Below are 17,590 nucleotides of genomic sequence, written 5' to 3' on the forward strand. Positions count from 1 at the left end.
TGAAATATCTTAACACGTTTTAGAGGCAAGAGGCTTTGTTAAAATTGATACTAATAGTTTAATTTTTAATTATCTTTTTTCTATGCTTAAGCCCCCAATCTATTACTTCACCTATTAGCTTATCTAAAGTTTTTCCATGTTCGGTTAATGCATATTCGACTGTAATAGGCTTGGTGTCTTTTACGGTTCGTGTAACTAGTTTATTTAACTCTAATTCTTGTAAATCATTAGATAATTTTTTGGGTGCAATACCATTTAAGCTTCTTTTTAATTCCATAAAGCGCATAGTGCCACCACGTAGTAATGTGCCTATAATTTGAATTTTCCATTTACCCGAAAGCAATTCCATTGTGTCTTTAATAGCTCTTAATTGTCCAATACATTCATTTGATAAGTGTGTCTCCTGAATTTGTGCCATACATTGTTTTTTAATAGTTTCGTAAAAGAAATTAATATCTTTTTGTAAATTAGTATCAAAAGTATATTAATTTATCTTAATTTTGTCATATAAAACAAAAAATATACAATGAGTACTAAAACATTTTTAACAGTCCACGGAGTAATTTATGCAGTTTTTGGGTTAGCCTTATTTTTTATTCCAAAACTTTTATGGCCCAATTACGGACTTGAACTAAACGACAGATATGCCGTTTTTTTATCGCAACATACCACAATTTTTTTAGGAGGAATTGCCATTATTAGCTTGCTGTTTAGAGATGTAGAAGAAAAAAGCGTATATGCTAGAAAAATTTTAACGGGCTTGTTATGGACAAATATTTTAGGCGTCATTATAACACTTTATGCTATTTATAAAGGGATTTTTTATGGTTTAGGATGGAGTGATCCTATATTCTTTGCCTTATTGTCGGTATTAAGTTATTTACAACTAAAGCGTAATAATTAATAAAATATTCACTAAAAAATTAAAAAAATGAGTACACAAAAAATTTGGGATTTACATCTTAAGTATGACGGCCCAGTGACACAAGAATTTATGGACGGGAATAAAGCTTTAGCAGAAAGTATCGCTGAAGAAGAAGGTGTTGTTTGGAAAATATGGACTTACGAAGAGGGAACAAATCATTTTGGATCTACCTATTTGTTTAAAAATATCGACTATTTAAAAACGTACAGAGAAAAGCATATTGGTAGGCTTAATGCCATTGGTATTACAGATATTACCGATCATGTTTTTGATATTTTTGAAGACTTAAGCAAAATAGACAATGCGCCATTGGGATAGATGAATCTTAAAGTTTTTATATATGCTATTAAGTAAATTATTACTTAATAGCATATATAATTACGTTATTTATCGCTTAATCTTTAGTTGATGAAAAAACACTGTTCAATTTATTATCTTCTATTTATCTGTCTAACAAGAGTTTAATATTTGCCATCTTTTCTCATCATAAACAATTTGCATACTGGTAAGCCTTTTGTTATGAGTTACTTTTACTAGATGCTAGCGTAAATAGTTTTTATCAATAGTATCGATTAGCTTTCCTACATTGTAGGTTTTAACTCTTTCATCTGCCCTTAAAAAATTTTCAACTTCATTTAGTATGTTTTCCGTAACATCACCTCTTTGATACATGGTTAAAAACGCACCATTCTCACTAAAAGGATTTCCTCCTATAGCAAGCCCTAATTTTTCAACAACATTAGTTACAAAGTCATCGGTAAAGCGATGTTCATCTACAGAAGTGTTTAATTTTATGGCGAGATTAAAACCTTTACCTTCATGTACCGTAAATATCTCTTTCAGCTTACTTTTATTGGTATAAATACCATGGGAGTTTTTAAATACTTCAATTGTTACTCCATTTTTAGAAAACAGCACTTCCCAACGCTCATTAGGAATAGAAACATAAACCATAGTACACTCATTATTGTTACTATGAATCGTATAAGAAACATGATTCTCGTCTAATTTTTTAATAAAATCTAAAAGTGTATTCATTAGCTTTTAATTCTTTGATGGATAACACTTTTACCAAGCATGAGTATTAAAAAATAGAATACGAGGTTTAAGATAAAAGGTATAGGTTTTAAGGTATCTTCAAACAGATGTAATTTTCCTTGTACCGAAACTCCAGGAGTATCGTATAAAAAAGAAACTGGAAAGCCGCCTTTTGGTAAATTTTCGTAACAATACCCATTTGGATTATCTTGTGTTATTTCGCAAACATTACCTACTATGGCTTTGTAATTATTTTTATAACCTATTGATAGTAATGTTAAACTAAAAGCTATGGTCAACAGAAATAAATATGTTTTCTTCATAGTTTCTATTTACTTGGACTTACTTTAACAATTTCACCAACAATCCAATACTTTCCATTACATTTTGGAGTTACTTTAGAACCAATAATTTCTTGTATTTTATTAGCACCACAATCATTACATTCTCCGCCACCTACCTGAATTTTATCACCTAGTTTAGCTATTTTGTTTCCGTTAGCATCTTCAATAATATGTTCGTCATTTTTAGTAATTAATGTATAACCGTATGGCCAAATAGCTGTATAATCACCTATTTTAACACAACCATCTGTAGCTATAGCCAACAATTCAGGTTCAGAAGATAATAACGCTTCCATGTATTCGGTTTGCGGATAACGCGATGTCAAAAACTGGGTGTTTTCCAGTTTTACGTTTGTTTTCTCTTTTTCATCGTGTGATTTCATCTTTTTATTACAAGCAGAGAGCGTTATTAGTAAACCACTCATTAAAAATGCGACATTTATAAATTTGTAATATTTCATTTTTTTCAATTTTCATTCAACATAAAGGAAACTGCAGCCGTTGCATGTATTTTGGTAGTATCAAATACAGGAACTCTTACATCTTCGGGTGTAACTAGTATCGATAACTCTGTACAACCCAATATAATTCCTTCTGCTCCCATCTCTATAAGGGTATTTATAATTTTTAATAGTGCAGCTTTTGTATTTTCTTCAAAAATACCTTTACACAATTCGTTATATATAGCATCGTTAATGATTTTTTTATCAGCTTGATTTGGCAACAAGGTTACAACATTAAAATGTTGCTGTAACCTGTCTTTAAAAAAACGCTTATTCATGGTGTGTTGTGTGCCTAACAATGCTACCTTGTTTAAGTTGTACCTAACAATTTCTGTACCAGTTACATCAGCTATATGAATTATAGGTATGGTAACTTCTTTTTGTACTTGTTCTGCAATAGCATGTACGGTATTGCAACAAATCAAAATACATTCTGCTCCGGCAATCAATAATTTTTTAGAAATCACAATAATTTCTTGAGCAATTTGATCCCAGTTTTCATGTTGTTGCATATTGATAAAAGATGCGTTATCAACACTATGCATTATTATTTTTGCTGAATGCGCCGCTCCTAATTTGAAGGCTATTTGCTTGTTAATTAAACGATAATATACAGCAGAACTTTCCCAAGACATACCACCAATCAATCCAATTGTTCTCACTACATATTGTTTTTCACAATTTTTAATACTTTTTCAAATGATGCTACCGCATTTGAAATGTTTGTCTCGGTTGTAGCCCAGGAACAGATACTAACTCGCATCACCTTTTTGTTAAACCATACAGATCCTCCTAACCAACATTCTCTCAAATTTTGAATGGTACGTAATACTTCTTCAGTTATAGTATCTGTATCGCATCGTACAACCACCTGATTAAACACGACATCGTTTTCTACATAAAAGCCTTCAATTTTTTTAATTTCATTGGCAAATTGTTGGGCTCTTAAATGCATGGTTAAAATCATTTCATCAATACCACTCTTCCCTAAATATTTCATAATAGCCCATAGTTCTATAACGCGTGCTCTTCGTGACATTTCTGGTGTATAAAACATACCATCTCTTTCTTTACTCTCTATAATATAACTACCAGACATCTGCATCGAAGCAATCATTGCCTCTTTATCAGCACACATTATAATGCCACAATCATAGGGCGTATTGAGCGTTTTATGGCCATCAACTGCCCAAGATGTAGCATTTTCTATTCCTTTGGTTAAATGTTTTAAATCATTAACGGCTTGTGCCCATAGGCCAAAGGCACCGTCAATGTGTACCCATGCATTCGCTTTTTTAGCTTTGTTGCAAATCGTCTTAAAATCATCAAAAGCACCACTATTTACGTTGCCAGCTTGCAAAATTAAGATAGTTGTTTCATCGAGTTCAGGTATTAATGCTGGAATAATTCTACCCTGAGAATCTACATCAACCCATTCTATATTGTCTTGTCCTAAGCCAAGAATACTAATTGCTTTTAATACGGTGGAATGTGCGTGCTTACCTGTTACTATTCTAATTTTTGGAGAATTTTGTAATCCTTTTTTGTTGATATCCCAGTTTTGTCTTTCTAATATGCGATACCTAGCTGCAGCCAAACCACATATGTTGGCCATAGATGTACCGCTTACAAATCCTGCCGCAGTGCTTTTCGGTAAGTTAAAAAGGTCCACCAACCATTTTTCTACTACAGCTTCTAGTTTATTACCAATAGGTGATAATACATTCATAGATGGACTTTGATCCCAAAACGTAGCAAGATTTTTAGCTGCCAACCCTACTGGAACAGCACTACCACACACAAAGCCAAAATAATTACCACCTAAAGTGGCTGTTGTGGCTTCATTACCGTACTGGTGTAATTGCTCTATTACATCTTGTGCGTTGGTTGATGTATTGGGTAAGGCTTCATCAAAAGTGGCTAATTTATGTAGAGCCTCTTCTGTTGGATAAACATTTCTATTAAAAACAGTGTCTATATAATCGTAAGCATAATTCTGCGCTCTGTTAAAAATGTCTTTGTCTCGAATGTCTTGAAACATTTGTTGTTGGATGGTTCTTTTTTTCATTTCATTAATCTATAAATTGCTAATTGTCGATTTATATAATTAAAAATTAAAGTTCTTGACTTAATTTTTCGATATATTCTTTAATGTTGTCTTCATTTCTTTTAAAATAAGTCCATTTGCCTATTCTGGTAGCTGTTACAAAGCCTGCGTTTTGCAATTGCGCCATATATTGAGATATGGTTGACTGGGATAAATTGGCTTTTTCTTTTATAAACACCAAACAAACACCAAAATCAAAATGCCCTAATTCTTTATGTGGAGGAAAGTTATCTTCTGGCGCTTTAAGCCAGTGTAAAATAGCAACCCTCGTTTTATTTGCCAATGCTTTATTAATTTCTATTAAATCCATTGGTGTAAATATAACAAATCTATAATTATCGATTTGATATTTTGAAATAAATTTTTTGGTTGTCCGTTTTATGTCATACATTATATTTTAGAGTGTCATTTCGAATTTATTTCGGAATCTTATCATTCAATAAATCAAGTATTTACAATGAGAGACTGAAACTCTCGAAGTATCGGAACAGGTTGACAAACACCTTTTATGACTTTACGGATAATCAAATATTATTTTCTTTATTTCTGCTCATTAAAAATATTTCTAGTGTTTTTTTGCTTTTGAAACAATCTTTAAGTTTGATGTTAGCCACCGAGTCAATGCTTTGTTGTTGTATGCAGCTGTTTCTAAAATTTCAGATAATATTTTATCATAATTGGCATCACTTTTATTCAGTGCGCTGGGTAAATTATGAATTAGGTGAGCGATAGCATAAATTTTCTTTAACTTATAACTATCATGCTTGTTTTTTTCGTTTAATAATTCAGTTGCTTCGCCACGAATTTCAATTAAACTTAAAGATAAAAGTTTAAATAATTTGTCTTTTGAAGTCATTGTTTGTTTTTTAATTTGTTATAATTAACTCTTATATTAAAAACTATTTTCTGACTTTTTTTCACCAATTATGTATAAATAATCTCCAAAATCATTTTCATAAAACTTAATAATATCGTCAATTTTTCCACTATCAATATCTTTTCTCAATTTAGATAATCCATGTTCAACCTCTGTTCTGTTTGCCAAGGAAGAAAACGAAGAAATTCCATTTCTAATTTGAGCATCGAAGTACAATTCAGGATTTTGCTTACCGCAATACAGAAACTGATCTTGTAAATCTGGCTTGACGTAATATTTATGTGTTTCTAAAAATTCAATTTGACTTTCTTTCATTGCTTTTTTTACCTTTTTTAAAGTTGGCATTTGAATTATCGAATCTGATAACATTTTTGGAAAATAATGATTGAGCCAATAGCCCTTCATTTGTTTTGGAGTGGATGTAAAAATTACAATTCTTCCATTTGGTTTTAAGACTCTTTTTAGTTCTGAAAGCCCTGTTTTTAAATTCGTCCAATGATGTATTGTTAAAGAGGCAATTATTCCATCAAGAAAATTATCTGGAAGTTCAATGTTTTCCGCAGAACCTATTTTCCAATCTATTTCGTTGTTTTTGAGTTTAGCTTTTTGTAGCATCTCTTTTGATGGATCGACACCAATAAACTGAAATCCTCTTTTTTGAAGCTCGTTGGTATAGTTTCCAGTACCACAACCAATGTCTAAAAAAAATCCGCTTCTGTTTGGTTTTAAATGATGAAGTAATTGCTTTGTTAGATATTTGTCTGCTTTTCGGGTCAGATTATAGCCTTTTCCTATTGTATCGTATTTAATTTCCATCTGGTTTTATTTTTAGCTTATAAGTAATAGAACGCTAAGGTTTATTAATTAGGTTTTACAGGCGATTGATTTTATAAGGTGTTGTTTATATAGACTTTTAACTTATTCAATTCTACTAAGTATTCTTTTTTATTAAACTTAAATTCTCCAAAATTTGTATAATCCCAGAGGTTTGATGAGCTTTGACTTCTGTATTCTTGCATGAAATCCTTCCATATTATATAGTTTTCGCTTTCTACAACAGTTGTTTTAAGTGTCCAACATCCACGAGTACCACACTGACAATCAAGTATGTCTGATTTATTTTCTCTAACACCATGATTGTTGTTATGCGGTGTAAGTTGTTGATAAAGATCTTTGGGTCCAATTCCGTCATAGACACCTGCAATACCCTCGTTGCCTTCTTTTTTTGCTAATGGCTTTTCATACGCCTTTAATAAGTCAATAAGATTTATACCATCTATAAATATTTGCGTTGTATAACGTTTATATGTATGAAGAGAAATTTCTCTTACGTTAAGATAAAACTTGTTCATAATTTTGATTAAAGCTTTTCTAGGTTATCTCTGGATCGTGCTTTACGCCACGCTTGTTATTTTGTTGATAGGCTCTTCGTTGTTTCTTTTTCTATATATTAAGTAGTCTCTTGATTTACTATTTACTTCTTTAAAAGAGCCCCAATCCTATTAAAATGGAGTGAGGCTCTACAATCAAACTAACCTAAATGAACTATTTTTTAATTGTTCTTTTATAATAATTTTATATTATTCGTTAATAGCTTTCACAACTGCTTTTGGTGCTTCTTTACGTGTGCCATCAAAACCATCAATACCACTCACTGTGGTATATTTTAATACATACTTTTTATCAGGATGAATAATTTTATAGGCTGATTGGCACATTAATGTAGCTTCGTGAAAACCACATAATATCAGTTTTAATTTACCAGGATAGGTATTTACATCTCCTATTGCAAAAATACCTGGGATGTTTGTTTGATAATCAAACGTATCTACCTTTATGGCATTTTTCTCAATTTCTAATCCCCAATTTGCAATAGGGCCTAGCTTTGGTGACAAACCAAAAAGTGGTATTACATAATCTGTTTCAAATAACAACGCTTTACCATTATGCGTAATTGTCAATGCTTCCAATGAATCTTTACCGTGTAATTGGGTAATTTCTGCAGGCGTAATTAAGTTTATTTTTCCTTGTAATTTTAACTCACTTACTTTTTCTACAGAATCTAAAGCACCTCTAAATTCATTACGACGATGTACTAACGTTACCTCACTCGCTACATTGGCCAAAAAGATGCTCCAATCTAAAGCAGAATCTCCACCACCTGCAATTACGACACGTTTATTACGATAAATCTCAGGATCTCTTATCATATACGCCACACCTTTGTCTTCGTAAAATGCTAAGTTTTCAAGTTGTGGTTTACGTGGCTCAAAACTGCCTAAACCACCTGCAATGGCAACTACTGGTGCATGATGTCTAGTGCCTTTGTTGGTAGTTACTATAAAAGTTCCGTCATCTTGTTTTTTAATAGTTTCAGCACGTTCTCCCAAAGTAAAACCTGGCTGAAATTGCTTACCTTGTTCTAATAGTTTATTTGTAAGATCACCTGCTAAAATTTCAGGATAAGCTGGAATGTCATAAATAGGTTTTTTAGGATATATTTCTGAACATTGCCCACCAGGTTGTGCCAAGGCATCTATTAAATGACACTTTAATTTTAGTAAGCCAGCTTCGAATACTGTAAAAAGTCCAGTTGGCCCTGCACCTATAATAAGTATGTCTGTTTTAATCATTAATTTAAAGTATATTAAGTTTTAATAGTTTCATTTAGTAAAAAACCCTCTGTAAAGCCTAGCCACCATTAACACAACTTTAACTTTAAGACTAGACTTTTACAGAAAGGACATCTTTTCATAAGCAACTTTCCCTATACGAACAATAAAAATTTGGTTGATTAATTTTTTGCTTCGACGAAGTATCCGAAACTATTTCAATAGGAATATTAAAGGAGGCAGTATTTCCCATTTCTTTGGCATCAAGTTCAAAGAAAATAGGGCCACCTCCTTTTAAACGCACAACATGTAGATTCTCTTTAGCACAGCCAACGATAAATTTTTTGATTTGTGTTTGTTGAAAAGCATAACATCGTTTATGCTTATCAATTGAGATTACCTTTATACTATTAGGATTGACTCCTACAACTGTTGATTTTTTCATCTGCTACAGTTTTATGGTTCAACAACTACAGTTTTAAACTACGTTCTAGTTTAACAAACTGCTTCGCTTCTTCTATATAACTGGCCGCAAATGGGTTTGGTAGGCGAGTATTTTCTAATTTGATAAATCGATAATGAAAGAAAGATGTTTATATCTTCTTGTTCATTATCAATAAACATCTTGTATAAGTAATTCAAGATGTCTGTTTATATATTGAATTGTATATTTTCTGTAATAAACAATCCTTTTACACTTTTAAAGTGTAAAAAATCGTTCAAATATACTTTGTTTTTAAATAAAATTAAATTATTTCTTGTTTTTTTTACTTTTTAAAATAACGTGTTAAAAGATTAACTACCACGTGTACACTTTTATGTATTATTTCAATTAATCTCAAAAAGAAAAAACTATATTTCCTATAGGATTAATAGATTTATGTTCATAAAGTTATTTTCATTTTATATTTTTGAGTAATTAACAAAATTTTTAAACATTCTGAGAGTTATTGTTAAGGGATACCCAAACATACTATGAATTTAAATACAAACTTATTAATAATTAGTGCTATTCAATCGTTAGTTATTGCACTAATTTTACTGTTTTATAAGTCTAAAAAGCGTCATGTTAATCGCTATTTAGGGTGTTTTTTTCTTGTTTTATTTTTTCAAATTATTTCTGGCGTTTTATCTGTAGCATATAAATCATCCATCTTTGTTTATTCACCATTACACTTGGTAACATTAGATATTGTATTTCTTTATCTCTATGCTGTTGAAACAGCAGGAGTAAAGCTCAGAAATAAGTTTGCATTTTTTATCCCAGCTATATTAGAGTTTTTAATTCAATTTGCTATAACTGTACTGGGACTATATGATTCAGACTATTTAAATGAAGTAAATAAATCATATTATTTTGTTGCGCGCGCGCTCATAGCTTCAGTCTTCATTATATTTATTTGTGTTCTCATTATTAAAACAGCAAAAATACATAGTAGATTACTTCCCTATTTTTATAAAGATATTAAGTATAAAAAGTTGACATGGCTTGTGATTTTTTGCATTATCTGTATTGTATTTAACATATTCTCTCACATACGGTATTTACTATTTACCAACAGTTATGTGTTAGGCATTGCAGATATTTCTACATTTTTAATTTCTTTATATTATATAACGATTGCTAGTTTAGTACAGATTAATATTTATAATTTAACCAAGACTTCAAAATTAAATTCTTTAAAAAGGAAAATTCACACAACAGCAGAATTAGAGAATTATTTTAGTGAGATAGAAAAGTATATGAAAGAAGAGAAAGTTTTTATAGACCCATCAATGGATTTAAAAACTTTTGCTAAAATTGTAAACTTACCTACAAGAACTATTTCTAATGCTATTAATCAAATTAAAGGTACAAACTTTAACAGTTTTGTGCACTCGCATAGAATAGAAGAGTTTAAAAGAATTGCCACGTTAGACACGTATAAAAATTATAGTATTGAAGCCTTAGCTTCTGAAGTTGGTTATAACTCAAGAGCATCATTCTACAAAAATTTTAAAAAGTTTACTGGGACTTCCCCTACAGAATATATTACAAGTTTGTCTCAAAACGTGTTCTAAGACACTAATCGTTAGAAATACCCTTAACTTTTTTATAGTTTTAGCTGTTAGTTAATCAATTGAAAGCAATAACAATTGTATTTAAAAAGTTTTTTAGATAATTTGCTAAGTGTTGTAAAGTAAATTCTATGCATTTTTTAATTTTTATGTTATTGCAGAGTTTAACGAAGACTGTCTTAGACAGTCTTTGGTATTTAATGTAAAAGAAACCACAAAAGTTATTTAATTTATAAAATATGAAACCTAATGATCACATATTCATTAAAGGCTATCGTCATAATGAATACAAGTTAAAGAATTATTATACTGAAAAAGAGGTAATTGACAAAAGTCAAGAATTTTATGATTGGATGGATTACAGACGTTCTGTTCGTGATTTTTCTAGTGAACCTGTACCAAAAGAAGTAATAGAAAATCTTATTAAAACGGCATCTACTGCACCATCTGGAGCACACAAACAACCATGGACATTCTGTGCTATTTCTAATCAAGAACTCAAAAGCAAAATACGCGAAGCGGCAGAACTAGAAGAAAAAGAGAGCTATGAAAACCGCATGAGCGAACGGTGGAAAAAAGATTTAGAACCCCTTGCTACAGATATGCACAAGCCTTTTCTCGAAGAAGCACCATGGCTTATAATTGCCTTTAAAAGAGCATACGAACATGATGATCAAGGTAAACATAATAACTATTATGTAAATGAATCCGTTGGTATTGCCTGTGGCTTTTTAATAACAGCAATTTATAATGCAGGATTAGTTACACTAACACATACACCAAGTCCTATGAATTTTCTGAGTAAAATTTTGAACAGACCAAGTAACGAAAGAGCCTATATTCTCTTTCCTGTAGGGTATCCAAAATATCCAACTTATGTGCCAGATTTAGAACGTAAACCGCTAGACGAAATGGCTGTATTTTATGAATAAAATAACAATTACTTAATAGAACCCATATTATGAGCTGGATAAAAATAATCGATTATAACGAGGCAGAATCAAAACTGAAAAAAATTTATGATAAAGTAAAAGGCCCTGACAACAATATAGATAATGTACTATTAATACATAGTTTACGGCCACATACGCTTACTGGACACATGGCGCTGTATAAAAATGTCTTGCATAACAGTAACAATACATTACCCAAATATTATTTAGAAGCATTAGGGGTTTATGTAAGTAATTTAAACAATTGTAATTACTGTGTAGATCATCATTTTGAAGGTTTTAAAAGGTTACTTAACGATGCTACTAAAGCTTTGGAGTTTAAAAATGCAGTTCTAAAAGATGCGCTTCAATCTTATTTTGATGAAAAATTTTACCAAGGATGTGTATATGCTAAACTTCTTACACTATATCATAATTCAATTGCTGAAGATACTATCATTAAATTAAGAGAAGTAGGTTTTACCGATGGAGAAATTTTAGAGATAAACCAAGTTGTTAGTTATTTTAACTATGTAAACAGATCTGTAATTGGATTAGGCGTTAACACAAAAGGCGATATTTTAGGGCTTTCTCCTAATAATAGTGATGATCCTAATAACTGGAATCATAGTTAATGCTTTATCAATATTTTAAATTGCTATGAAGAGGATATAAAATAGAAAAAGTAAAAACAAAATAGAAAATTCGGTGCTGTGTTAATCTGAAAAGTTTCTGTCTTTTTTATACGCTACATTCTATACGCTACATTCTATACACAAACCGTTAGAATGAATTTAGACAGTTTAAATTGAATAGAATTTAAAAATTACTTTTGCTTATACATTGATGTAGTTTATTGTGGCTTTGTTTCACAACAAAGAAAAAAAGAAGCCAATAGGTGACAATATATTACCTCAATTATCACAGACTTTCAAACCAGAAATTCAACTCATTTTACTAAATTAGGCGTGTCAACAATAAAAATACTCATGAATTTTTTATTGTTGACACCGACTCAAAATTTTTATGTATAATTAGAAAAAGTAAATGAATAAATTATGGAAATAACAAATACATTAAAGTGAATAGAATGCATAAAATATATATCGTATTATTAATATCATTTTGTTGGATTGGGAATTTAAATGCACAATTTGGATATAGAGTTTTAAAAAAAGAACAATCTAGCGACTCATTTTTTAAACTTAAATATCAGACTCTTAATGATAGTATTGGGACAGGATACGGCTTCCCAAACCCTACAAACTACAGTTCAATCGTTTTTTCGAAAGACAAGCCTACAGGAGATAAAACAAGAGATTGGACAGAATTAGTTGTAAAATACGTTGAAATATATAAAGATAAATCTTCAAATAGACTACTAAAGTTATTAAAAGCAAAAAGCAACAAAGATTCTCTCAAGTTAAAAAGTAATACTCCCAAAGAATCAACAGCGCTTGACACTGTAAAAATTTATAAGTTAAGAAAGATGAGAAGTGGTGTTGCCAATGGATTAAATACGTTGATTTATAAAAATGCGAAAGTAAGGTTATTTGGCGCTATAGTATGGGAAAATTACTATGTGCCTCACCCACTGGTTTTCTTTCAAACTACAGAGTTACCTATTTATAAAAGTAACACCTACTATTTAAATTACAATAATCATAAAGCTTTTAAACGCTCTGCTAAGCGACTCTTTAAAAAGTGCCCCAAAATCCTAGAAAAGATTAATGAAGGCGCTTATTTTCCAAGATATGGTAAGAATTTAAGGAAACTTGCAGATGATTATCAATCACTTTGTATAGATAAATAATAACTGCTGCCAACAAAGTGATAGTGCAATAACAGCTTAATTTCTTAATCGGAAATTTAACTTGCTTATCTATACTAGCTGCATTGGTTGAAAATATTAGCAAACTAAAAATAGTCTTATAAAATTATATTTAGTTAGGAATCCTTACTATATTTGCATTGCAATAATGCAACAACATAAAATTTAATAACATGAGTAAATCAATTTTTTATCACGCAGGATGTCCTGTTTGCGTAAGCGCAGAGCACGACATAGTTAATTTAGTAGGAGCAGACAATGTAGAAGTTGTCAATATCGGTGAAGATAGAGCACGAATTGCAGAAGCTGAGAAAGCAGGCGTGACATCGGTTCCAGCTTTAGTAACACCAAACGGAAATGCATTACATATTAATTTTGGCGCTTCTATGGCAGATGTAAAAGGTTAATTTTTTAAACTATATAGTTAGGATTCCTAATTTACAAGCAGAATCCTAACTTTTTTAAATCAATTTAAAATGAAATCAATACTATTATTATTTACAGCAACCATTCTTTTAAGCGCAACTATTGTTGGTGCACAAGATGGTAAATACAAAAATGATGACTTTAATATTAAAAAAGTTAGTGTAACCCACAAACCAGATTTAGGAATTACCATTTGGGAAATAAGCGTAAATGGAACGGCAGGAAAAACAACACCGACAAAAGCAGGACAATTGGATGGAGCACCAGTTTTGGGATATGTATTTCCAACAAATTTAAAACCAACCGATGTTGGATTTAATCAAACAGCTGGAATTGTAGCCCTCGCTTTAACATCACATCCAGACTTTGATGACACACCGCTTTGGGATGAAAATAGCGACAACATATACAATAATGATGGCGTTGTTTGGCATCCACATTGGGTAATACTGCACGAAGATAAACGTGTTGCGGGAGGACTCTCGGTTAAACAATTTAAAAAGGCAGACAAAACCGTTGTTTTACCACCAACCAACCCAGGAATGCATATGTATATGGATTCACCTGGTTATACTGTTACCACTAAAAATAATACGATAAAAGTTATAGTTCCAGATTATCGAATGAATAACAAAACAGATTTTAACTATGATGGCGTAACGGCATTTATGCAGGTAAATACGAGTAAAGAAAATCTTCCAATGTTGGGTGTTTACGAAGTTTTTAGCATTGCCAGTGGCGATCTATCATTACCTTATAAAGTAAAAAAATAAGACTGCAAAAGCGAAGTGGTTCCATCTATGATAAATTTTGGAATAACTTTATTTACAGTAATTTACAAAATTTTAAACAGATAAAAATAGCAGTTTGGGATACCTATGTAACAAGAGAAGATGGCAAAGTAATGCATTTTGATATTTTAGTACCAAATAGTGTAACAGATGAAAAAATTATTTTTGGCTATGGTGCTGCTTATCTAAAAACGAAACCATTTCTAACAAGTACATTATCTGCAAATGAGTGTCGCTTTTGTCATATAGAACAAGCAACCCAAGAGATTACTTTGTCAATTGAACAAAAAGGATATTTCATTATAGAAATGGAAAATTGCAATTAATTTAATTAGGATTACTAACTTTACCTGTCGAACAAATTTCGGCAGGTTCGTTTATGAAAGAAAGTACATTTAATCCACAACAACAAGAAAAGAACCTTTCAGATAAGATCGTTGCCGGATTGGAACGTATATCTGAAGTGTTTAAAATCTTGTTATGGGAAAAAGCGAAATCGATTGGCTTAAGTCCAATTCAAATTCAGATACTTATTTTTATAGCTTTTCATAAACAGAGCTTGTGTAATGTTAGCCATATTGCCAAAGAATTTAATATTACTAAACCAACGGTAAGTGATGCTATAAAAGCTTTGGACAAAAAAGGACTAATTGTAAAAGATTTTTCATCTTCAGACAGTCGCAGTTATTCAATAGCATTATCCGACTCAGGACAGGATATAATTTCTCAAACGTATGATTTTTCAAATCCGCTAAAAAAGCAAATTGATAATTTTTCGCAACCAGAATTAGAAAGCTTATTCGAGACTTTGAGTCAATTAATTTATAAGCTAAATCGCAGTGGTATTTTAAATGTTCAGAGAACTTGTTATGGATGTAAGTTTTACGAAAAGCATCAAGAAGTTAACTATTGTAACTTACTTCAAAAGGAATTGATGACGCAAGAAATCCGATTAGATTGCCCGGAATATGAAGAAAAAATCAGTTACTAATTATAGCACCAATTTGAATATGAAAATATCTATCAAAGTAGTGATATTTATATTTGGGTTAACAATTTTGTCATGTAAAGACATAATTAATCCTCAAGCTAACCTTGATGCATTAAAAATTGAAAATAGTTTAGTAAGCACAGCAACTGTAAATGGTAGAAATGGAGAGTATAACATATACGACAGAATGGACTATTATGGTGTGTCGGGAGTGAGCATAGCGGTACTAGAAAATGACACCATTCGAATAAAAAAAGGGTATGGAGTTAAGAGTGTTTTGCTAAAAGATTCTATCGATACCAATACTATATTTCAAGCTGCATCTGTTAGTAAACCAATTACTTGTTTTGCCATATTAAAATTGGCAGAAAATAATGTTGTCGATTTAGATACCGACGTGAATATGTATCTAAAAAACTGGAAAATAGATTATTCCAATTATTCAGACTCTGCTAAAGTTACGCTTCGTCAATTAATGTCCCATAAATCTGGGCTAACTGTTGGCGGATTTCAAGGGTATAAAAATCGTGATAGTTTGCCTGATGTAATAAATATATTAAACGGGACTAGTCTGGCAAATAACGATGCCGTGAAGCTAAAATTCGAGCCGGGTACAGATTGGGCATATTCAGGAGGAGGATATGTAGTTTTCAAAAAGTCATTGAAGATGTATTAGAGATAAAATACGAAGACGCTATGGACTCAATAGTATTCAAGCCTTTAAAAATGAATTCAAGTTTTTTTGATCCAACTTTTGATAATAAAACAAAAAATGTAGCTCAAGGATATAATTATGATAAGAGCTTGGTTAATAATGGCTGGAGATTCTACCCAGAATCAGCAGCAGCAGGATTATGGACAACCCCATCAGATATAGTAAGGTTTATCAAGGCAATCAATGAATCGTTAAATAAAAAACAGGACAGCCCCCTAACTGCCGAAAGTGCAAATGCTATGCTAGACTTAGGGTTTTTATAGATACTAAAAGAGCCCAACAGTTTTTTCTTTTAGAGGAACAAACAAAGGGTATCGCTGTGAGTTTATCGGGTTTACAGAAAATGATAATAGTAATGGTGCGGTAATAATGACAAATTCTTATGCAAGCCGATATTTAATTCAAGAGTTTTTACGATCGGTTGCTAATCACTATGGTTGGAGATATCCTTTTGCAAAAGATATAGTCGAATTCAAACAAGTCATAACGAATAGAAAAAGCTTGGAGTATTTAAAAGGCACCTATCAATATGCCGAAAGTAAATATATTATCACTATAGAACCCTGTGATAGTTTATTGCTAATGAAAAGACGTTGGAATGGAAACTTTTCTTATTTAACTCAAATTTCAGACAGTATATTTATCGATACAGCTACCTTAAATGGGTATAAGTTCACGAATAATCAAGAAAGCAATAGCCCTATGCTTGTAGTAAATAATAAAAGAGAGTATAAAAAAATATGATAGGTGGCCAAAAAAACTTTTTGAACATACTTTTTTTAATTTTCCTCCTTCCATTTTTAGGTTGTGCACAACAAAACATGGCTGATTATATAGGAAAATGGAAAGGAGAAATTTCTAATAAAAATGCCTTTGTTTTAGACATCACAATTAGCAGAGAGAACACAAGTTCTTCGTTTATCATTTCTAATGGACAAACAATTATAGCTAAAGTGTTTTCATTTGATAGTAAAATTAACCTATTATTAGAAAACAATATTAACTTTAATAGAATAGTTGATATTGATAACTTAGAAATTAAAGGATTTATTTACTCTCACGGTTATTACTATCCAGTAATACTAAAAAAAAAATAGGTAAAAACTACAAAGGCCAATGGAATCTTTCGGCATTTCAGTATCTACAACCAGAAAGTCTCTATTTAACAATTAGAAAGGGTAATGACCCAAATGATCGTTACACCGTCTACCCAATACTAGGTTCATTATGGTGTAACAATTTTAAAAAACAAAAATGATTCCATTACATTCACAGATTATTTTACAGGACTCAGTTTTAAAGGATTCTTGAGAAAATCGGAAATTATCCTTATAGCCTGCCTTGGTGAAAATGAGCTTGCTCAAATCTCTTACAAAAAAATAATGAAAACGAAGCGAAAGCAAGAATTCAATATCAAAAATTGGATGACGGATGGGGTTT

24 protein-coding genes and 1 pseudogene are annotated in these 17,590 nt (G+C 31.1%); 13 read left to right on the forward strand and 12 right to left on the reverse strand.

Going from position 1 to position 17,590, the window contains the following annotated elements:
- Positions 1 to 58: 58 nt before the first annotated feature.
- Positions 59 to 418, reverse strand: coding sequence for a winged helix-turn-helix transcriptional regulator (locus tag AC1EUY_RS13215; protein WP_480196018.1), 360 nt, complete (start codon positions 416 to 418; stop codon positions 59 to 61).
- Positions 419 to 526: 108 nt separating this feature from the next.
- On the opposite strand from AC1EUY_RS13215, the gene AC1EUY_RS13220 reads away from it, so the two are divergent.
- Complete coding sequence (locus AC1EUY_RS13220; protein WP_480196019.1) at positions 527 to 904, forward strand: hypothetical protein; 378 nt, start codon at positions 527 to 529, stop codon at positions 902 to 904.
- A gap of 27 nt (positions 905 to 931) precedes the next feature.
- Positions 932 to 1,243: a monooxygenase gene (locus tag AC1EUY_RS13225; RefSeq protein ID WP_480196020.1), complete on the forward strand. Its 312-nt coding sequence runs from the start codon at positions 932 to 934 to the stop codon at positions 1,241 to 1,243.
- Positions 1,244 to 1,465: 222 nt separating this feature from the next.
- Here the strand turns inward: AC1EUY_RS13225 and AC1EUY_RS13230 are convergent, their stop codons facing one another.
- The 11 genes from AC1EUY_RS13230 to AC1EUY_RS13280 form a co-directional block, all read right to left on the reverse strand.
- Positions 1,466 to 1,963: a 50S ribosome-binding protein YggL gene (locus tag AC1EUY_RS13230; protein WP_480196021.1), complete on the reverse strand. Its 498-nt coding sequence runs from the start codon at positions 1,961 to 1,963 to the stop codon at positions 1,466 to 1,468.
- Complete coding sequence (locus tag AC1EUY_RS13235; protein ID WP_480196022.1) at positions 1,963 to 2,286, reverse strand: hypothetical protein; 324 nt, start codon at positions 2,284 to 2,286, stop codon at positions 1,963 to 1,965. The genes AC1EUY_RS13230 and AC1EUY_RS13235 overlap by 1 nt, the downstream gene beginning before the upstream one ends.
- 5 nt (positions 2,287 to 2,291) lie before the next feature.
- Positions 2,292 to 2,768 carry a hypothetical protein gene (locus tag AC1EUY_RS13240; protein ID WP_480196023.1) on the reverse strand — a complete coding sequence of 159 codons (477 nt, stop codon included), beginning with the start codon at positions 2,766 to 2,768 and terminating at the stop codon, positions 2,292 to 2,294.
- A 5-nt stretch (positions 2,769 to 2,773) separates the two neighbouring features.
- On the reverse strand, positions 2,774 to 3,472 hold the full coding sequence (locus AC1EUY_RS13245; protein WP_480196024.1) for an aspartate/glutamate racemase family protein: 699 nt from the start codon (positions 3,470 to 3,472) through the stop codon (positions 2,774 to 2,776).
- Complete coding sequence (locus AC1EUY_RS13250; protein WP_480196025.1) at positions 3,472 to 4,878, reverse strand: pyridoxal phosphate-dependent decarboxylase family protein; 1,407 nt, start codon at positions 4,876 to 4,878, stop codon at positions 3,472 to 3,474. The genes AC1EUY_RS13245 and AC1EUY_RS13250 overlap by 1 nt, the downstream gene beginning before the upstream one ends.
- Before the next feature lie 46 nt (positions 4,879 to 4,924).
- The gene (locus tag AC1EUY_RS13255; protein ID WP_480196026.1) at positions 4,925 to 5,227 is read right to left on the reverse strand and encodes an ArsR/SmtB family transcription factor; all 303 of its coding nucleotides are present in this window, start codon (positions 5,225 to 5,227) and stop codon (positions 4,925 to 4,927) included.
- Positions 5,228 to 5,482: 255 nt separating this feature from the next.
- Positions 5,483 to 5,773: a hypothetical protein gene (locus AC1EUY_RS13260; RefSeq protein ID WP_480196027.1), complete on the reverse strand. Its 291-nt coding sequence runs from the start codon at positions 5,771 to 5,773 to the stop codon at positions 5,483 to 5,485.
- Between the two features lie 36 nt (positions 5,774 to 5,809).
- Positions 5,810 to 6,610, reverse strand: a complete 801-nt coding sequence (locus AC1EUY_RS13265; RefSeq protein ID WP_480196028.1) for a class I SAM-dependent methyltransferase — start codon at positions 6,608 to 6,610, stop codon at positions 5,810 to 5,812.
- Positions 6,611 to 6,681: 71 nt separating this feature from the next.
- Entirely contained in the window at positions 6,682 to 7,146 is a 465-nt protein-coding gene (locus AC1EUY_RS13270; RefSeq protein ID WP_480196029.1) for a hypothetical protein, read from the reverse strand.
- Between the two features lie 228 nt (positions 7,147 to 7,374).
- Complete coding sequence (locus AC1EUY_RS13275) at positions 7,375 to 8,427, reverse strand: NAD(P)/FAD-dependent oxidoreductase (RefSeq protein ID WP_480196030.1); 1,053 nt, start codon at positions 8,425 to 8,427, stop codon at positions 7,375 to 7,377.
- 118 nt (positions 8,428 to 8,545) lie between these two features.
- Positions 8,546 to 8,851: a hypothetical protein gene (locus AC1EUY_RS13280; protein ID WP_480196031.1), complete on the reverse strand. Its 306-nt coding sequence runs from the start codon at positions 8,849 to 8,851 to the stop codon at positions 8,546 to 8,548.
- 530 nt (positions 8,852 to 9,381) lie between these two features.
- Between AC1EUY_RS13280 and AC1EUY_RS13285 the strand changes: the two genes are divergently transcribed.
- The 11 genes and pseudogenes from AC1EUY_RS13285 to AC1EUY_RS13335 all read left to right on the forward strand — a co-directional run bounded on the left by AC1EUY_RS13285 (position 9,382) and on the right by AC1EUY_RS13335 (position 17,247).
- Complete coding sequence (locus AC1EUY_RS13285; RefSeq protein WP_480196032.1) at positions 9,382 to 10,467, forward strand: helix-turn-helix domain-containing protein; 1,086 nt, start codon at positions 9,382 to 9,384, stop codon at positions 10,465 to 10,467.
- Between the two features lie 236 nt (positions 10,468 to 10,703).
- A complete protein-coding gene (locus AC1EUY_RS13290) occupies positions 10,704 to 11,396 on the forward strand; it encodes a nitroreductase family protein (RefSeq protein WP_480196033.1) in 693 nt (230 codons plus the stop codon).
- Between the two features lie 29 nt (positions 11,397 to 11,425).
- Entirely contained in the window at positions 11,426 to 12,031 is a 606-nt protein-coding gene (locus tag AC1EUY_RS13295) for a peroxidase-related enzyme (protein WP_480196034.1), read from the forward strand.
- A gap of 455 nt (positions 12,032 to 12,486) precedes the next feature.
- Positions 12,487 to 13,209: a hypothetical protein gene (locus AC1EUY_RS13300; RefSeq protein WP_480196035.1), complete on the forward strand. Its 723-nt coding sequence runs from the start codon at positions 12,487 to 12,489 to the stop codon at positions 13,207 to 13,209.
- Positions 13,210 to 13,400: 191 nt separating this feature from the next.
- Positions 13,401 to 13,634: a thioredoxin family protein gene (locus tag AC1EUY_RS13305; RefSeq protein ID WP_480196036.1), complete on the forward strand. Its 234-nt coding sequence runs from the start codon at positions 13,401 to 13,403 to the stop codon at positions 13,632 to 13,634.
- A gap of 69 nt (positions 13,635 to 13,703) precedes the next feature.
- Positions 13,704 to 14,426: a hypothetical protein gene (locus tag AC1EUY_RS13310; protein ID WP_480196037.1), complete on the forward strand. Its 723-nt coding sequence runs from the start codon at positions 13,704 to 13,706 to the stop codon at positions 14,424 to 14,426.
- Between the two features lie 86 nt (positions 14,427 to 14,512).
- Positions 14,513 to 14,770: a DUF2024 family protein gene (locus AC1EUY_RS13315; protein ID WP_480196041.1), complete on the forward strand. Its 258-nt coding sequence runs from the start codon at positions 14,513 to 14,515 to the stop codon at positions 14,768 to 14,770.
- Positions 14,771 to 14,823: 53 nt separating this feature from the next.
- Positions 14,824 to 15,435 (forward strand): MarR family winged helix-turn-helix transcriptional regulator, encoded by a 612-nt coding sequence (locus AC1EUY_RS13320; protein WP_480196038.1) that lies wholly within the window; start codon positions 14,824 to 14,826, stop codon positions 15,433 to 15,435.
- A gap of 187 nt (positions 15,436 to 15,622) precedes the next feature.
- A pseudogene (locus AC1EUY_RS13325) lies at positions 15,623 to 16,413 on the forward strand (serine hydrolase domain-containing protein).
- A 106-nt stretch (positions 16,414 to 16,519) separates the two neighbouring features.
- Positions 16,520 to 16,894 carry a hypothetical protein gene (locus tag AC1EUY_RS13330; RefSeq protein ID WP_480196039.1) on the forward strand — a complete coding sequence of 125 codons (375 nt, stop codon included), beginning with the start codon at positions 16,520 to 16,522 and terminating at the stop codon, positions 16,892 to 16,894.
- A gap of 77 nt (positions 16,895 to 16,971) precedes the next feature.
- Positions 16,972 to 17,247, forward strand: coding sequence for a hypothetical protein (locus AC1EUY_RS13335; RefSeq protein ID WP_480196040.1), 276 nt, complete (start codon positions 16,972 to 16,974; stop codon positions 17,245 to 17,247).
- The last annotated feature ends 343 nt before the right edge of the window (positions 17,248 to 17,590 follow it).

Source organism: Maritimimonas sp. 2210JD6-3 (genome assembly GCF_056591795.1).

Bases quoted from the DNA above. Each gene is read 5' to 3' on its own strand.
- AC1EUY_RS13270 (WP_480196029.1), bottom strand. From the start codon at position 7,146: ATGAACAAGTTTTATCTTAACGTAAGAGAAATTTCTCTTCATACATAT.
- AC1EUY_RS13305 (WP_480196036.1), top strand. From the start codon at position 13,401: ATGAGTAAATCAATTTTTTATCACGCAGGATGTCCTGTTTGCGTAAGC.
- AC1EUY_RS13320 (WP_480196038.1), top strand. From the start codon at position 14,824: ATGAAAGAAAGTACATTTAATCCACAACAACAAGAAAAGAACCTTTCA.
- AC1EUY_RS13225 (WP_480196020.1), top strand. From the start codon at position 932: ATGAGTACACAAAAAATTTGGGATTTACATCTTAAGTATGACGGCCCA.
- AC1EUY_RS13255 (WP_480196026.1), bottom strand. From the start codon at position 5,227: ATGGATTTAATAGAAATTAATAAAGCATTGGCAAATAAAACGAGGGTT.
- AC1EUY_RS13310 (WP_480196037.1), top strand. From the start codon at position 13,704: ATGAAATCAATACTATTATTATTTACAGCAACCATTCTTTTAAGCGCA.
- AC1EUY_RS13330 (WP_480196039.1), top strand. From the start codon at position 16,520: ATGACAAATTCTTATGCAAGCCGATATTTAATTCAAGAGTTTTTACGA.
- AC1EUY_RS13220 (WP_480196019.1), top strand. From the start codon at position 527: ATGAGTACTAAAACATTTTTAACAGTCCACGGAGTAATTTATGCAGTT.
- AC1EUY_RS13240 (WP_480196023.1), bottom strand. From the start codon at position 2,768: ATGAAATATTACAAATTTATAAATGTCGCATTTTTAATGAGTGGTTTA.
- AC1EUY_RS13280 (WP_480196031.1), bottom strand. From the start codon at position 8,851: ATGAAAAAATCAACAGTTGTAGGAGTCAATCCTAATAGTATAAAGGTA.
- AC1EUY_RS13275 (WP_480196030.1), bottom strand. From the start codon at position 8,427: ATGATTAAAACAGACATACTTATTATAGGTGCAGGGCCAACTGGACTT.
- AC1EUY_RS13235 (WP_480196022.1), bottom strand. From the start codon at position 2,286: ATGAAGAAAACATATTTATTTCTGTTGACCATAGCTTTTAGTTTAACA.
- AC1EUY_RS13215 (WP_480196018.1), bottom strand. From the start codon at position 418: ATGGCACAAATTCAGGAGACACACTTATCAAATGAATGTATTGGACAA.
- AC1EUY_RS13250 (WP_480196025.1), bottom strand. From the start codon at position 4,878: ATGAAAAAAAGAACCATCCAACAACAAATGTTTCAAGACATTCGAGAC.
- AC1EUY_RS13260 (WP_480196027.1), bottom strand. From the start codon at position 5,773: ATGACTTCAAAAGACAAATTATTTAAACTTTTATCTTTAAGTTTAATT.
- AC1EUY_RS13300 (WP_480196035.1), top strand. From the start codon at position 12,487: ATGCATAAAATATATATCGTATTATTAATATCATTTTGTTGGATTGGG.
- AC1EUY_RS13285 (WP_480196032.1), top strand. From the start codon at position 9,382: ATGAATTTAAATACAAACTTATTAATAATTAGTGCTATTCAATCGTTA.
- AC1EUY_RS13290 (WP_480196033.1), top strand. From the start codon at position 10,704: ATGAAACCTAATGATCACATATTCATTAAAGGCTATCGTCATAATGAA.
- AC1EUY_RS13230 (WP_480196021.1), bottom strand. From the start codon at position 1,963: ATGAATACACTTTTAGATTTTATTAAAAAATTAGACGAGAATCATGTT.
- AC1EUY_RS13295 (WP_480196034.1), top strand. From the start codon at position 11,426: ATGAGCTGGATAAAAATAATCGATTATAACGAGGCAGAATCAAAACTG.
- AC1EUY_RS13335 (WP_480196040.1), top strand. From the start codon at position 16,972: ATGGCTGATTATATAGGAAAATGGAAAGGAGAAATTTCTAATAAAAAT.
- AC1EUY_RS13265 (WP_480196028.1), bottom strand. From the start codon at position 6,610: ATGGAAATTAAATACGATACAATAGGAAAAGGCTATAATCTGACCCGA.